The organism is Roseovarius bejariae (assembly GCF_009669325.1).
GTDB lineage: Bacteria > Pseudomonadota > Alphaproteobacteria > Rhodobacterales > Rhodobacteraceae > Roseovarius > Roseovarius bejariae.
This window is the reverse complement of record NZ_SZWE01000001.1, coordinates 1,535,527-1,549,465: the sequence shown is the minus strand read 5'-3', so window position 1 is coordinate 1,549,465 and position 13,939 is coordinate 1,535,527. Positions and strand designations below refer to the sequence as shown.

The 13,939-nt window shown below is 61.7% G+C and carries 14 protein-coding genes and 1 tRNA gene; 8 read left to right on the top strand and 7 right to left on the bottom strand.

Annotated features, from left to right (window positions below):
• Positions 1–6: 6 nt before the first annotated feature.
• A complete protein-coding gene (locus FDP25_RS07445; RefSeq protein ID WP_154150383.1) occupies positions 7–459 on the top strand; it encodes an Lrp/AsnC family transcriptional regulator in 453 nt (150 codons plus the stop codon).
• Here FDP25_RS07445 and FDP25_RS07440 read toward each other — a convergent pair.
• The 3 genes from FDP25_RS07440 to FDP25_RS07430 are packed head-to-tail and all read right to left on the bottom strand — an operon-like array spanning position 456 to position 2,998.
• Positions 456–1,622 (bottom strand): cation:proton antiporter, encoded by a 1,167-nt coding sequence (locus FDP25_RS07440; RefSeq protein WP_154150381.1) that lies wholly within the window; start codon positions 1,620–1,622, stop codon positions 456–458. The two genes, FDP25_RS07445 and FDP25_RS07440, sit on opposite strands and share 4 nt — an antisense overlap.
• A 4-nt stretch (positions 1,623–1,626) precedes the next feature.
• Positions 1,627–2,274: a GntR family transcriptional regulator gene (locus FDP25_RS07435; protein WP_154150379.1), complete on the bottom strand. Its 648-nt coding sequence runs from the start codon at positions 2,272–2,274 to the stop codon at positions 1,627–1,629.
• Positions 2,275–2,305: 31 nt separating this feature from the next.
• Positions 2,306–2,998, bottom strand: coding sequence for a M48 family metallopeptidase (locus tag FDP25_RS07430; RefSeq protein ID WP_154150377.1), 693 nt, complete (start codon positions 2,996–2,998; stop codon positions 2,306–2,308).
• A 101-nt stretch (positions 2,999–3,099) separates the two neighbouring features.
• Between FDP25_RS07430 and FDP25_RS07425 the strand changes: the two genes are divergently transcribed.
• Positions 3,100–3,423 (top strand): TIGR02300 family protein, encoded by a 324-nt coding sequence (locus tag FDP25_RS07425; protein WP_154150375.1) that lies wholly within the window; start codon positions 3,100–3,102, stop codon positions 3,421–3,423.
• A 97-nt stretch (positions 3,424–3,520) separates the two neighbouring features.
• Positions 3,521–3,596: transfer RNA gene (locus FDP25_RS07420), tRNA-Ala, on the top strand.
• Between the two features lie 28 nt (positions 3,597–3,624).
• Here the strand turns inward: FDP25_RS07420 and FDP25_RS07415 are convergent.
• Positions 3,625–4,059, bottom strand: a complete 435-nt coding sequence (locus FDP25_RS07415) for an Lrp/AsnC family transcriptional regulator (RefSeq protein ID WP_154150373.1) — start codon at positions 4,057–4,059, stop codon at positions 3,625–3,627.
• Positions 4,060–4,173: 114 nt separating this feature from the next.
• Here FDP25_RS07415 and FDP25_RS07410 point away from each other — a divergent pair, with 114 nt between their 5' ends.
• The 3 genes from FDP25_RS07410 to FDP25_RS07400 all read left to right on the top strand — a co-directional run bounded on the left by FDP25_RS07410 (position 4,174) and on the right by FDP25_RS07400 (position 8,784).
• Positions 4,174–5,304 carry a type III PLP-dependent enzyme gene (locus FDP25_RS07410; RefSeq protein WP_154150371.1) on the top strand — a complete coding sequence of 377 codons (1,131 nt, stop codon included), beginning with the start codon at positions 4,174–4,176 and terminating at the stop codon, positions 5,302–5,304.
• A 143-nt stretch (positions 5,305–5,447) separates the two neighbouring features.
• Complete coding sequence (locus FDP25_RS07405; protein ID WP_154150369.1) at positions 5,448–7,745, top strand: xanthine dehydrogenase family protein molybdopterin-binding subunit; 2,298 nt, start codon at positions 5,448–5,450, stop codon at positions 7,743–7,745.
• Complete coding sequence (locus FDP25_RS07400; protein WP_154150367.1) at positions 7,723–8,784, top strand: DUF2235 domain-containing protein; 1,062 nt, start codon at positions 7,723–7,725, stop codon at positions 8,782–8,784. Before FDP25_RS07405 ends, FDP25_RS07400 begins: the two co-directional genes overlap by 23 nt.
• Positions 8,785–8,869: 85 nt before the next feature.
• Here FDP25_RS07400 and FDP25_RS07395 read toward each other — a convergent pair whose 3' ends face one another.
• Both FDP25_RS07395 and metF read right to left on the bottom strand, forming a co-directional pair.
• Positions 8,870–9,355 carry a PaaI family thioesterase gene (locus FDP25_RS07395; protein ID WP_154150364.1) on the bottom strand — a complete coding sequence of 162 codons (486 nt, stop codon included), beginning with the start codon at positions 9,353–9,355 and terminating at the stop codon, positions 8,870–8,872.
• Positions 9,356–9,419: 64 nt separating this feature from the next.
• Positions 9,420–10,286 (bottom strand): methylenetetrahydrofolate reductase [NAD(P)H], encoded by an 867-nt coding sequence (metF, locus tag FDP25_RS07390; RefSeq protein WP_154150362.1) that lies wholly within the window; start codon positions 10,284–10,286, stop codon positions 9,420–9,422.
• Positions 10,287–10,390: 104 nt separating this feature from the next.
• On the opposite strand from metF, the gene FDP25_RS07385 reads away from it, so the two are divergent.
• Positions 10,391–11,308, top strand: a complete 918-nt coding sequence (locus FDP25_RS07385; protein ID WP_154150360.1) for a LysR family transcriptional regulator — start codon at positions 10,391–10,393, stop codon at positions 11,306–11,308.
• Here the strand turns inward: FDP25_RS07385 and FDP25_RS07380 are convergent.
• Positions 11,305–12,066 carry a DeoR/GlpR family DNA-binding transcription regulator gene (locus FDP25_RS07380; protein ID WP_154150358.1) on the bottom strand — a complete coding sequence of 254 codons (762 nt, stop codon included), beginning with the start codon at positions 12,064–12,066 and terminating at the stop codon, positions 11,305–11,307. The genes FDP25_RS07385 and FDP25_RS07380 overlap by 4 nt on opposite strands.
• A gap of 274 nt (positions 12,067–12,340) precedes the next feature.
• On the opposite strand from FDP25_RS07380, the gene glpD reads away from it, so the two are divergent.
• Positions 12,341–13,933, top strand: coding sequence for a glycerol-3-phosphate dehydrogenase (gene glpD / locus FDP25_RS07375; protein ID WP_343031984.1), 1,593 nt, complete (start codon positions 12,341–12,343; stop codon positions 13,931–13,933).
• Positions 13,934–13,939: the final 6 nt, after the last annotated feature.

Below are 13,939 nucleotides of genomic sequence, written 5' to 3'. Positions count from 1 at the left end.
CAATTAATGGCGGAAATAGACAAAATAAACGCGCGAATATTGCATGAGCTTTCACGCGATGGCCGGATCAGCAATCTTGATCTGGCGGATCGGGTCGGGCTGTCGCCTTCGGCCTGCCTGCGCCGGGTGCAGGAATTGGAGCGGCGCGGGGTGATCGCGGGCTATCGTGCGGTTCTGGACAAGAGCGCATTGGGGGTTGGCTTTACGGCTTATGTGACCGTGGCTTTGAACAGTCATATCAAATCCAGCCAAGAGGCCTTCGAGCGGGCCATGATGCAGGCCGACGAGGTGGTCGAATGCCACAACACCACCGGCGCGGTAGAGTATCTTTTGCGGGTCGAAGCCGCGGATCTTGTTTCGTACAAGCGGTTTCACACCGATGTTCTGGGAACCTTGCCGCAGGTTCACGCGATTACCTCTTACGTGGTGATGGGAAGCCCCAAGGACGAGCGCGCCTAGCGGTCCGGGCGCTGCACGCGGTTGATGGCCCATAGCGTGGCGATGGGGCCGATCAGTTCGAAAATGACCGTGGTGGCGATGGTGAGCCCCAGCAACAGGTCGGCGTATTCGGGAAATTCCTGTGCGGCGACAAGGGCCATGCCTACGGCCACCCCCGCCTGTGGCAGCAGGGCCATGCCGTACCATGGGCGGTGTTTGGCGGGCGTGGCGGCGGCGGCCCCGCCGATCCAGCCGCCAAGGGCGCGGCCAAGAATGCGCAGGGCGACATAGCCGCCAAGCGCAAGGCCGACGCCATTGAGATGCGAAAGATTCAGTGAGGCTCCGGCCAACAGGAAGAACAGGATCATGAAGGGCCATTGGATATGTTCGATCTCGTGAAAGGCGGTCTCGTGGTGGCGGGCGAGGTTGGCCACCAAGGCCCCCGCTGTCATCCCCGCCAGCAGGAAGGAAACCTCGGCCCAGATTGCGAGGCCTGCGGTCAGGAAGACGATGCCGAGGGCCTCGGTCTGCATCGGTTCGCCGTCGCGCAGTCGACCCGTGAGGAAGGCGGCGGGCAGGCCTATCATGGCGCCAATGCCCAGTGCGCCGCCGACTTCCCACGCGGCGGTGCCAAAGTGGCCTAGATGCAATTCGCCACCCAGTGAGAAGGCCAGAACCACGGCCATGGAAAAGGCTATGAGGCCCCAAGCGTCGTCAATCGCGACGATCCCCTTGAGAATATCCGGGAAAGGGCCGGATTTGTCGGATTGGCGAATCGCATCCTGAGTAGCGGCAGGGTCGGTCGCCGTTGCAATGGCACCCAGAAGGATCGCCAGGGGCAGGGGTAGGCCCAGTAGCCACAAGCCGCCTGTCACCAGAGTCATAGTAATCACGACGATCAGGGCCGAGATTGTCAGGATCGCCCGGCCATGGGTGGTGAGTTCTTCCACTGTCAGGGAGCTTCCCAAGAGGAAGGCCACCATGGTCAGGGCGGTCACGGAGAGGAAATCGTACAGCGCCTGTGCCTCAAGCGGGATCGCATCTAGGCCCGAGGGCCCCACCGCGATGCCGCAGGCCAAAAGGATCGTCACCCTTGGCAGGCGCGTTCGATGGCCAAGGGTATCGGCGAGTAGCCCGGTCAGAAAAAGTGCACCAAGCGCGATAAGAAGAACGGGAAGGTCCATCGCCTCACCCCGCCAGCATACGCAAGCCCTGGGTCACGTCCGAGCGCACGGCAAGGCGCAGTCCGGGTTCGTCCCCGGCCTTGAGCGCGGCGATGATCAGGCGGTGATATTGCGGTGGTTCCTTGCGGCGCAGCCGCCCGTAAAGCGCGCGCATTGTGGGGCCGAGTTGCAGCCAGACCGTTTCGGCCATGGCCAGCATGGCGGGCGCTTGGGCGCGCAGGTAAAGCGTGCGGTGGAACTCAAGATTGCGCTGGATATAGGCCACGGCATCCTGCCGGGCGATATCTTCGGCAATGCGGGTGTTGATGGTTTGAAGCCGGTCGATCAGAGCGATGTGGGCGCGCGGCAGGGCGCGGCTGGCCAGCTCGACTTCGATCAGCGCGCGCAGGGCGGCCAGTTCCTCGATCCGGTCATTGCTGAGTTCCGGGGTGGTGACGCGCCCCGAGCTTGAGATGGTCAGCGCCCCTTCGGCCGAGAGGCGGCGCACGGCCTCGCGCGCAGGGGTCATCGAGACCCCGAATTCGGCCCCGATGCCGCGCAGGGTCAGGGCCTGACCGGGGGCGATTTGCCCGTGCATGATACGGCTGCGCAGCCCGCGGTAAACACGGTCATGGGCCGATGGGGCCGGATCGGGGCGGGGATTCAGCAGCATGGCGCGAGTGTGATCACAAAGTCAGCGCTGGTCAATCGCCAAAGCGATAGCTGTGTAGCGTCGTGCCGTTTTCCCGAAGCCAGCGGCGGTGTGGCTCATATCCCGGGTATAGTCGGTCCACGGTGGCCCAAAAGGCGGGGGAATGATTCATTTCGGCCAGATGCGCCACCTCATGGGCCGCGACGTAATCGAGCACCGGGGCCGGGGCCATGATCAGCCGCCAGGAATACATCAGACCACCGGCTGAGGAGCATGACCCCCAGCGCGAGCGCGTATCGCGTAGTGTAAGGCGGGTATAGGGATGGCCCAGCTTGGCGGCATAGTAATCCGATGCGGCGGCGAGCCGGTCGCGCGCCTGTGCCTTGAGCCAGGCCTGTAGCCGTGGCGCCAGCGTGGCCTCGGGGCCGGGGACATGTAGAATGCCGTCTTTTGCGACGATGCGGCGGCCCGTACCGAGGGCGATTCGGTGCATCACGCCCTGAAGGGGCAGGGCCTCGCCCATGCCGATAGCCTGTTGATCGGGACGCTTGTCCAGTTGACGGCGCAACCACGCCTGCTTTTCGGCGGCAAAGGCCAGGGCCTCGCGCTCGGGTACGCCATGCGGGAGGGTTAGCGTGACCTTGCCATCAAGCCCCGAAACACGCAGTGAAATACGCCTGGCCCGGCCTGACCGGCGCAGGGTCAGGTCAATCGGCGGATCGCCCGGCAGGATATGTTGACCCATGCAGCCCCCTCATGCGCTGTTAAAGCCTTTGACACACGTGATCCGTTATGGCAGGTGGCGCGGATCGTCGACAAGATCGAAAGAGTTGAAAGGGATCACCCATGCCCAAGGAAGAATGGGGCGTAAAACGCGTTTGCCCGACCACCGGAAAGCGGTTTTATGACCTGAACAAGGATCCGATCGTCAGCCCCTACACGGGCGAGATCGTTGAACTGGAAACCGGCAAGAGCCGGTCGATCACGGCTGACGCCGAGGATGCCGAGACCAAGAAGATGAAAGAATCCGACGCCGGTAACGACACGGAAGTTCTGGATGATGATGACGTCGATGTCGATCTGGGCGATGATGTTCTGGACGACGACGATGACGACAACGTCTCGCTTGACGAGATTGCAGACGTGTCGACCGAGGATAACGAAAGCTGATTTCGATTCCTTGTCGTGAGGCGGGATTTTCCACTTGATCCCGCCCGCGGCTTTGCCTAGATAGCGGCGAACATCGACCCTGACGGGTCAACGGTTTGGGGCCTTAGCTCAGCTGGGAGAGCGCTTGCATGGCATGCAAGAGGTCAGGGGTTCGATCCCCCTAGGCTCCACCAAAACTTTATTGTCAGCATTGATGAACGATCACCCGCGCCGGTCCAGTTTCGTGGAGAGGTGAATCAGGCTTTCCGAGCTTTTCACGCCGCGCGTTTCGCCGATCCGGTCCAGTGTGTCATCAAGCGCTTTGGTGGTATCGGCTTCCAATCCGACGATCAGGTCGAATCGTCCGGACGTCGTGTGTACCGTGCGTACATCGGGCAGGGATTTCAGACGTGACAGGACGGCGGGGGCGCTGCGGGGTTCGATGCTGACGAGGGCCGTGGCCCGCAGGGGCGCGCGCATCGCCTCGGACAGGCGCAGGGTATACCCCGCGATCACGCCGGAATTCTCCAGGCGCTCCAACCGTGCCTGAACGGTCGTCCGCGCAAGACCCAGGCGACGGGCAAGTGTGGCCACGGGGGCGCGTGCGTTGTCGCTCAAGAGGGCAAGCAGATCACGATCAGTGTCGTCTAATTGCATAGCTGTTCCGTCAATTTGTCTGTAATTTCATGCAGAATAGCCGATAAGACGCGCGGAATCGACGTAAAATCCCTGCACACTAATGAAAACAGCAGGTGAGGCGGCAGACACGACATGCGTGATATTCCCAATTGGCACGATCCCAAGGCGCATTTGATGCGCCATGCGCCCGATGATGCGGTGCTTTATTTTAGCCCTGCCATACTACAGGCGACGGCACGGCGGTTTTTGGCGGGCTTTGATGGCTTGGTGACCTATGCCGTCAAGGCCAACCCCGGCGAGGAGGTTCTGGGTAATCTGGTGGCGGCGGGTATCCGCGCCTTCGACGTTGCCAGCCCGCGTGAAATGTACGCGGTGCGCGCGGTCTGCCCCGATGCGACCCTGCATTACAACAACCCGGTGCGATCCCCCGAGGAGGTGGCCGTTGCGGTGCGTCTGGGCGTATCCTCCTATTCGGTGGACTGTCCGCGTGAATTGGAAAAGCTCTCATCGGTGCCACGTGGTACGGAAATATCGGTTCGGCTGGCCCTGCCCGTCGAGGGGGCGGCCTATGATTTCGGTGAGAAATTCGGGGTCGGCCCCGAGGCCGCGGCAGACCTTTTGCGCGAGGTTGCCGCGCGTGCCTTCATCCCGGCGCTGACCTTCCACCCCGGCACGCAGTGCGATGACCCGGAGGCTTGGGGTGCCTATATCGTGGAGGCTGCACAGGTGGCCAAGGCGGCGGGTGTCCCGCTAGCGCGGATGAATGTTGGGGGTGGGTTTGCCTCGCATCGGTGTGGGGATGCGCCCGATCTGGAGGCGATTTTCGCCCATATCCGGGCCGAAGTGGACCGGTGTTTCGGGGCGGATACGCCGGAACTCGTCTGTGAACCGGGACGCGCGATGGTGGCCGATGCCTTCACCCTGGCGACAAAGGTGAAGGCGCTGCGTGGCAATGGGGCCGTATTCCTGAATGACGGGGTCTATGGTGGCCTGACCGAGGTACGAGACATCGGTGCGCCGGATCGGATCGCCGTGCTTTCTGACGACGGCACATTGCGTCAAGAGGCCCTGGTGGAGCGGATCGTTTTCGGCCCGACCTGTGACAGTATCGACCGGCTGCCCGAGCCGCTGCCCCTGCCCGGGGATTTGGCCGAGGGCGATTATATCCTCTTTGCCGGGATGGGGGCCTATACCCGAAGCCTGACGACCCGTTTCAACGGGTATGGATTGAGCGATGTGGTGACCGTGGCCAACTTGTCTTAAGCGGTGCGCAACCGAAATCTTGCAAAGATTTCGGTCCGGTTTCTTTTCAAGAAACCCAGGGCGTTGTGCACTGCTCCTGCCCCCCTTGCGTCTGAGCCACTGGTCGCTAGTCTTCGCATCAATCAGGCGCGAAAGGGGATGTCATGGAGAAGTTCGGCAAAAGCCAACCCGTGGTGCGGGTTGAAGACCAGCGATTCCTGACAGGGCAGGGTCGCTATGTGGATGATATCGCCCCAAAGGGGGCACTTTATGCCTATGTCCTGCGTAGCCCCGTGGCCCATGGCGAGATTGCGGAGCTGGACGTTGAGGGCGCCCAACAGGTGGAAGGCGTGCATCTTGTTCTGACATCAGCAGATTTGGCCGAGGCCGGGGTGACGGAGGGTATGGCTTTCAACACCGTGAAAAACCGCGATGGGACGGCCGCCGCCGCCCCCCGCCGCCCTATTCTGGCAGAAGGTCGGGTGCGTTTTGTCGGGGAGCCCGTGGCCATGGTGGTTGCAGACAGCCTAGACGCCGCGCGCGATGCCGCCGAGGCGATCTTGTTGGATATTGACGATCTGCCGGTGCATATGGAGATCGGACCCGGCGGTGCGCCCCTGCATGACGAGGCCCCTGAAAATCGCGCCTTCGATTGGGCGATGGGCGATGAAGCAGCGGTCGAGGTCGCGATCAAGGATGCCGCCCATGTGGTGCGCTTGGCCCTGCATGACAACCGGATCATCGCCAACCCGATGGAGCCGCGCGGCTGTTACGCCGAACTGGAGGGCGACCGCCTGCATGTGGCGGTCAATGGGCAGGGCGTTTGGGGGACCAAGCGCAATCTGGCCCGTATTCTGGGTATGGCACCCGAGGAGATCCGTGTGACCACCCCCGATGTCGGCGGCGGTTTCGGCACGAAAGCGATGGATTACCCCGAGACCTATCTGGTGGCTCATGCCACACGGGTGCTGAACCGACCCGTGCGTTGGATGTCAGACCGGGGCGAGGCGATGCTGAGCGATAATTCGGGCCGGGGGCTGGACCATGACCTGACGCTGGCCTTTGACGCGGATCACAGGATCACCGCATATCGTGTCGACAGCCGCGTGGACCTCGGCGCCTATTGCAGCACCATGGGGCAGGGCATTCAGACCGATCTGTTCTCCAAGGTCTTGATGGGCACATATGACGTGCAGAACACGTTTCTGCATGTCGAAGGGTTCTTTACCAACACAACGCAGGTGGATGCCTATCGCGGGGCGGGCCGCCCCGAGGCGATTTTTGCGCTGGAACGGGTGATGGACCACGCCGCGCGGGAACTGGGTGTTGATCCATGGGCGTTGCGGCGGCGCAATTTCATCCCGGCGGATGCCTTTCCCTATACCTCCTCCACAGGTGAAACCTATGATGTGGGCGATTTTAGCAGGGTTTTGGAGCGGGCCGAGGCAGAAGCCGACCGCGCCGGATTTGCCGCACGCAAGGCCAAGAGCGAGGCGCAGGGAAAACTGCGCGGCATGGGCCTGTGTTACTATATCGAAAGTATTTTGGGGAATCCTTCGGAAACGGCCAAAGTCGTTTTCGAGGAGGATGGGCGCGTGTCGATTTATGTGGGCACCCAATCGAACGGGCAGGGGCATGAAACCGTCTATGCCCGCTTCCTGTCGGACCAGACGGGCATCCCGATGGAACAAATCACCGTGGTGCAGGGCGATAGTGACCGGATCGCCAATGGCGGCGGTACGGGCGGATCGCGCTCGGTCACCACGCAAAACAACGCGACACTGGCGACCGTGGGCAGGATGGTCGAGGTCTTCAGTGCCTATCTGGCCGAGATAATGGGGGTCGATGTCGGAGACGTCAGCTTTGACGACGAAACCTTCCGTGCGCCGGGGTCGAACATGACACCCACTTTTCTTGAGGCCGCAGCGATGGCCCGCGAGGATGGTCGCGCGGATTTGCTCACACACGAAGAAACCGCGACCCTTCCGGGCCGCTCCTATCCCAACGGTGCACATGTGGCCGAGGTCGAGGTGGACCCCGAAACCGGCAAGGTCACGCTGGAGCGCTACACGGTGGTCGATGATTTCGGCAACCTGATCAACCCGATGCTGGTCGAGGGGCAGGTGCATGGCGGCGCGGTGCAGGGGATCGGGCAGGCGCTGTGCGAACACGTGGTTTATGACGAGGAGGGGCAACTCCTCACGGCAAGTTTCATGGACTATGCGATGCCGAGGGCCGATGATGTTCCCATGTTCCATTTCGAAACTGAACCCGTGCCGTCGACCGCAAATGCGATGGGCATGAAAGGCTGTGGCGAGGCGGGGACCGTGGGCGCGATGGCGGCCATGGGCAATGCGGTCGGCGATGCCCTGTGGGATCATGGGGTGCGGCAGGCGGATATGCCCTTCACGCCGCACCGAGTATGGACAATGTTGAACGATGCCATGGCGCAACTGGAGTAAACGGCTATACGCCCTTCTGCGCCCCGGCTTGCGGCAGGGGCAGAGTACCTATGCCCGCACGCGGGGGCAGGTGACCCATGTGTTGATCCTTGATGGCACCATGTCGTCGCTTGATCCCGGTGATGAAAGCAATGCCGGGCTGACCTATAAACTCCTGTCCGAGGTCAGCGGCCCTTCCCTGTCGCTGTATTACGAGGCGGGTTTGCAATGGCAGGATTGGCGCGCAACGGCGGATGTCATGATGGGCCGGGGAATCAACCGGCAAATTCGCCGCGCCTATGGCTACTTGGCGAGTCGTTACCGCGAAGGGGATCGGATTTTCCTCATGGGGTATTCGCGCGGGGCCTATGCCGTGCGTTCCTTGGCCGGTGTGATCGACTGCGTGGGTTTGCTGAAAGCGGAGCATGCGACAGAACGCAATATCGTCACTGCCTACCGCCACTACCAGTCCACCCAAGGAAGCGAGGCGGCGCAAGAGTTCGCGAAGGCATACTGCCACCCCGAAACGGACATCGAGATGGTCGGTGTCTGGGATACAGTCAAGGCACTCGGCCTGCGCTTGCCGGTGCTTTGGCGCTGGAGCGAGGCGGCGCATGCCTTTCACAGCCACGCTTTGGGGCCGACCATCCGGCATGGCTTTCACGCACTGGCGCTGGATGAAACGCGCCATGCCTACGATCCGATCTTGTGGTCCTCTGCGCCGGATTGGAACGGGCAGGTTGAGCAGGTTTGGTTCCGTGGCTCGCACGGTGATGTCGGTGGGCAATTGGGCGGCTTCAAACCCGCGCGCCCATTGGCGAATATCTCGCTGGTCTGGATGCTGCAACGCGCGGAGGCCTGCGGGTTGCTGCTGCCCGCCGGATGGCGGGCGCGCTTTGGAACGGATGTCGAGGCGCCATCGGTGGGCACATGGCGTGGATGGGGCAAGATCTTCCTGCTGCGCGGGCCGCGCGTGGTGGGGCGGGACCCGTCGGAGCGGCTTCATGAGACGGTTACGGGAAAGGATGATTCCGAGGTGACCGAGGGGCAGACCGTCTGAGGGTCAGGGGGCTTCGCCCCCACCGCCCTGCGGGCGGCTCCCCCAGGGTATTTTGTCCAAAAAAAAGCCGGAACGCCTGTTCATGTCAGGCTAGCGGCGCTTTCATGATCAGGCAGGTTGTGGACCCGCTGGCATAGAGTTTGCCATCTTCCGTGCCGCGTATTTCGCCGGAGGCCACCCCGGTGGATCGGCCCGCGTGTTGGACCGTGCCCGTGGCGCGAACCGTAAGGCCCAAGGGGATCGCACGGGTGATGTTCACCTTGTATTCAAGCGTGGTATAGACCGAGCCGCGTGGGACCTTGGTCATGACCGCGCAGGCCATGCAGCTATCGAGAATCGCGCCGTACCAGCCGCCGTGTAGCCCACGCATCGGGTTGGTCACAGGAAACTCAGGCGTGCCCTCGAAAACGACGCACCCGTCCTCGGCCGAGATCGGCCAGAACCCCATGGTCGCGCCGATGGGTGGGCCGGGCAGGCGGCCTGCCACCATGTCTTGCATGAACTCCAGGCCCGAGCGGGACTGAAGGTCATTCATGTCGGGCAGTTGGTCGAGTGTTTCAGCGATATGCATTATGCGGCCCCCGGGTGGTGTTGTCCGAGGGCACGCTAGGTCAGCTTTTTGAAAAGGGAAAGACTCAGGCGACGTCGCGCAGCGTGACTTTCGGGGTAACGCCAAGCGCGTGGCAGACATCGCGGGTGAGTTCCGGGCGGTTGAGCGTATAGAAATGCAGGTCTTCGACACCGCCTTCGATCAACTCGCTGCACAGTTCCGTGGCCAGCGCCGTGGCCAGCAGGTCTTCGCGTCCGTCGCGTTTGGCCTTGGCGAAGGCATCATCCAGCCACGCAGGGATTTGCGTGCCGCAAGCCTGCGCGAACTTGCGCACACCGGCCCAGTTTTCGATCGGCAGGACGCCGGGGATGATCGGCGCGTCGATGCCTGCCTTTTCACAGGCGTCGCGGAAGCGAAAGAAGGTTTCCGGTTCGAAGAAAAATTGCGTGATCGCCTCGGAGGCCCCGGCATCGAGTTTGCGTTTGAGCCAGTCCACATCGGCTTGGGCGTTGGCGGCATCGGGGTGTTTTTCCGGATAGGCGCCGACACGGATGTTGAATTTGCCGGTCTCGGCCAGGGCTTCGATCAATTCGCAGGAGTCGTCAAAGCCGTCGGGGTGCGGCGTGAAACGGCCCGCGCCCTTGGGGGGGTCGCCGCGCAGGGCGACGATCTCGCTGACGCCCGCGGCGGCGAAACTGTCGGCGATCTCCAGGGTCTCGGCACGGGTGGCTTCGACACAGGTCAGATGCGCTGCCACGTTGAGACCCGAGGATTTGTGCAGGGTGCCCACCGCCTCGCGCGTCAATTCGCGGGTCGTCCCGCCAGCGCCATATGTGACCGAAACAAAGCGCGGATCAAGCGGGGCCAGCGTTTGCACCGTGTCCCACAGGCGAAACGACGCCTCAAGCGATTTGGGCGGGAAGAATTCGAACGAAATGCTGGGCGTGGTCATCGGTCTCAATCCTGCAAGATTCTTTTGTCTGGCCTCTTGTTGCAGGTGCAGCATTGTGAGACAACCTCATAACATTCATGGTTTGAATGAGGTTCATTCACAATATGCACATCGAATTTCGCCACCTGCGCACGATCCGGGCCATTCATCAGGCAGGCGGCCTGGCCCGTGCGGCCGAACTTTTGCACATCACGCAATCGGCTTTGAGTCACCAAATCAAGGGTTTGGAGGATCAGGCCGGGGTGGAGCTCTTCGTGCGCCGCTCGAAGCCCCTGCGCCTGTCGGCGGCGGGGCAGCGATTGTTGCGGGTGGCCGAGAAGGTTTTGCCCGAGATCGAGGCTTTGGAGTCCGAGTTCGGCGGTCTGCGCGAGGGCAGTGCCGGGCGCATGCATATCGCCATCGAATGCCACGCCTGTTTCGAGTGGTTGTTCCCGGTGCTGGAGCAGTTTCGCAAGAACTGGGGCGAAGTGGATGTTGATATTCGGCCCGGTCTGGCCTTCGATGCATTGCCCGCGCTTCAGAAAGAAGAGGTAGATCTGGTGATCTCGTCAGATCCCGAAACCCTTCCGGGGATCACCTTCAAGCCGCTTTTCGATTATGAGCCGGTGTTCGTCGCCTCAAGCCAGCATCCACTGGCGCAGAAACCCTATGTCGAGGCGGGCGATTTTCGCGACGAGACTCTTATCACCTATCCCGTGGATCGTTCGCGTCTTGATGTTTTTACCGAGCTTTTGACCCCGGCCAAGGTGGAGCCGCGCGCCATTCGCCAAGTGGAACTGACAGCGGTGATCCTGCTTTTGGTGGCCTCGAACCGAGGCGTTGCGGTTTTGCCCGATTGGGTGGTGCGTGAGGCGCGGGCGAGCCGCGACTACGTCACTAGGCCGATTACGGAATCTGGCCTGACCAAGCGGCTATATGCGGCCATTCGCGAGGACGATGCAGATAAACCCTACATGGCACATCTTATCCGGTTGGCGCGGGAAATACCCGTGCGCTTGCAGCGGGGGTTGGAGCCAGCCTAGCCGGTGATCGACACCTCGGTTCCCCATCCTGCGCAGCGGTCCATCAGGGTAGGGGGTAGGGGGCGATCCGTGAAGAACCGGTCGATATCCTGAAGCGAGCCGATGCGCACCGGTGCGTTGCGCTGAAACTTGGAGTGATCTGCCACCAAAAGAACTTCGCGCGAGCGTTTGAGAAGGGTTTGACCGACCAGCACCTCCTGAATGTCGAAGTCCAGAAGGTCGCCATCTTCGTCCATGGCCGAACAGCCAAGAATCGCATGGTCGAACTTGAAATTCTCGATGGTGCGGGCGGTGATGTTGCCCACCAGCCCATTGTCGGACCGGCGCAAGGTGCCGCCCGCGACCACGATCTCGCAATCGGGGTTGGCCAGCAGGATATTGGCCACGTTCATGTTGTTGGTCACCACCATGAGGTTGCTGTGATCCAACAGGGCCTGTGCCACGGCTTCGGTCGTGGTGCCGATATCGAGGAACACCGAGGCGTCGTCGGGGATGGCGGCGGCGCAGGCCCGGGCGATGGATTGCTTGGCGTCCTCGTGCAGGCGGCGGCGTTCCTCGTAGACGATATTGGTGACGCCCGAGGGCAGAATCGCCCCGCCATGGACCCTTTCGAGCTTCCCGGCGTTGGCCAGTTCGGTCAGGTCGCGGCGGATGGTCTGCACCGTGACGTTGAAGCGTTCGGCCAGATCTTCGACCATGACCTTGCCTTCGGTCCGGGCGATTTCCAGAATGTCGGGTTGGCGGAACGTCTGCGACATGGGCCCCTCATTGCCGTGTTTTTTTCGATTATGTTCGTTTTTTTCGGCAAATCAAGAAATCCGATGAATTTTGGTGCGAGTCTATTGATTCGCGGGTCGTTGAGTTGCTCGTTTGTAAAGACGTCATGACAAAGCGGACGCTTTTCGAAAGAAAATACCAGTAAAAACAAAGCGAAATGCCAAAAGCGAACATAAACGAACAATATTCATTGACGATTGCCGCGCGTTTGTGGTTCGTTTTGTCGCAGACCCGAAGTGTGGGAGGAGAGCGCGCGTGGGCGGCAAAGGCACATCCAGTGATACGGTTGATCTGTTCGTCATCGGCGGCGGTATCAACGGCTGTGGTATCGCGCGGGATGCGGCGGGTCGTGGCCTGAGTGTTACCTTGGCCGAGATGAACGATCTGGCCTCTGCTACGTCTTCGGCCTCGACTAAGCTGTTTCACGGCGGGTTGCGCTATCTTGAGTATTTCGAGGTGCGCCTCGTCCGCGAGGCCCTGATCGAGCGTGAAACCCTGCTGCGTGCCATGCCGCATATCAGCTGGCCGATGCGATTTGTCCTACCCTATCACAAGGACATGCGGTTCGAGGGAGAAACGCCCACGTCCAAGCTGCTCAATGCCGTCATGCCATGGATGAAGGGACGGCGGCCCGCGTGGCTGATCCGGCTGGGCCTGTTCATGTATGATCACCTGGGGGGGCGCAAAATCCTGCCCGGAACCAAAACGCTGAACTTGGGCCATGCCCCCGAGGGTGCGCCGCTCAAGGGCAAGTTCCAACGGGCGTTCGAATATTCCGATTGCTGGATCGAAGACAGCCGCCTTGTGGTGCTGAACGCGCGGGATGCCGAGGCGCGGGGCGCGCGGATCATGACGCGGACCAAGGTGATGACCGCAACGCGCCAAGACGGCCTTTGGGTTGTCGAGCTGGAAAACACCGAGACGGGACGGCACGAAACCGTCAAGGCGCGCGCCTTGGTCAATGCCGGTGGCCCATGGGTGAAGGACGTGATCACCAGCACCCTGCACCAGAACGCCAGCGAAGGTGTGCGCCTTGTGCGCGGTAGCCATATCGTGACCCGGCGACTTTTCGATCACGACAAATGCTATTTCTTCCAAGGCGCTGATGGGCGGATCATTTTCGCGATTCCTTACGAGGGAGATTTCACCCTGATCGGCACCACCGATGTGGAGCACGAAGACCCCTCGGCCAAACCCGAATGCACCGAGGCCGAGGCGCAGTATCTGTGCGATTTCGCATCGGAATACTTCAAGCAGCCCGTGACGCGCGACGATATCGTCTGGACTTACTCTGGTGTGCGGCCGCTTTATGACGATGGCGCTAAATCAGCGACGGCCGCGACGCGCGACTATGTGCTGAAGCTGGACGATGCAGCTGGTGCGCCTGTGTTGAATGTCTTTGGTGGCAAGATCACCACCTATCGCAAGCTCGCCGAGGCGGCACTGGCCAAGATCACGCCGTTCTTCGATCACGCCAAGGGTGACTGGACGGCGGGTGTTGCCCTGCCGGGGGGTGATTTCGCGGTGGACGGCGTGCAGCGTCTGGTTGATGATCTGAAGTCCGCATACCCGTTTCTGGATGACTATTGGGCCGGGCGGTTGGTGCGCGCCTATGGCACCGAGGCGGTGCAGGTTCTGGGCGATGCCGCAACGATCGAGGATCTGGGGCAGGATTTCGGCGCAACTCTGACCGCGCGCGAAGTTGCATGGATGATGCGCCACGAATATGCCCGCCGGGCCGAGGATATCGTCTGGCGCCGCACCCGTCTGGGCCTGCGGATGACCAAGGGGCAGATCAAGGCGCTGGATGATTGGATGACGTCGGGGGAGGCCATGGCCGCCGAATAAGGCAGG

Coding starts and splice junctions, on each gene's coding strand:
- FDP25_RS07430 (WP_154150377.1), bottom strand. CDS start 2,998: ATGGGTCAACATATCCTGCCGGGCGATCCGCCGATTGACCTGACCCTG.
- FDP25_RS07425 (WP_154150375.1), top strand. CDS start 3,100: ATGCCCAAGGAAGAATGGGGCGTAAAACGCGTTTGCCCGACCACCGGA.
- FDP25_RS07440 (WP_154150381.1), bottom strand. CDS start 1,622: ATGGACCTTCCCGTTCTTCTTATCGCGCTTGGTGCACTTTTTCTGACC.
- FDP25_RS07445 (WP_154150383.1), top strand. CDS start 7: ATGGCGGAAATAGACAAAATAAACGCGCGAATATTGCATGAGCTTTCA.
- FDP25_RS07405 (WP_154150369.1), top strand. CDS start 5,448: ATGGAGAAGTTCGGCAAAAGCCAACCCGTGGTGCGGGTTGAAGACCAG.
- FDP25_RS07395 (WP_154150364.1), bottom strand. CDS start 9,355: ATGCATATCGCTGAAACACTCGACCAACTGCCCGACATGAATGACCTT.
- FDP25_RS07410 (WP_154150371.1), top strand. CDS start 4,174: ATGCGTGATATTCCCAATTGGCACGATCCCAAGGCGCATTTGATGCGC.
- FDP25_RS07415 (WP_154150373.1), bottom strand. CDS start 4,059: ATGCAATTAGACGACACTGATCGTGATCTGCTTGCCCTCTTGAGCGAC.
- metF (WP_154150362.1), bottom strand. CDS start 10,286: ATGACCACGCCCAGCATTTCGTTCGAATTCTTCCCGCCCAAATCGCTT.
- FDP25_RS07400 (WP_154150367.1), top strand. CDS start 7,723: ATGCCATGGCGCAACTGGAGTAAACGGCTATACGCCCTTCTGCGCCCC.
- FDP25_RS07385 (WP_154150360.1), top strand. CDS start 10,391: ATGCACATCGAATTTCGCCACCTGCGCACGATCCGGGCCATTCATCAG.
- FDP25_RS07380 (WP_154150358.1), bottom strand. CDS start 12,066: ATGTCGCAGACGTTCCGCCAACCCGACATTCTGGAAATCGCCCGGACC.
- FDP25_RS07435 (WP_154150379.1), bottom strand. CDS start 2,274: ATGCTGCTGAATCCCCGCCCCGATCCGGCCCCATCGGCCCATGACCGT.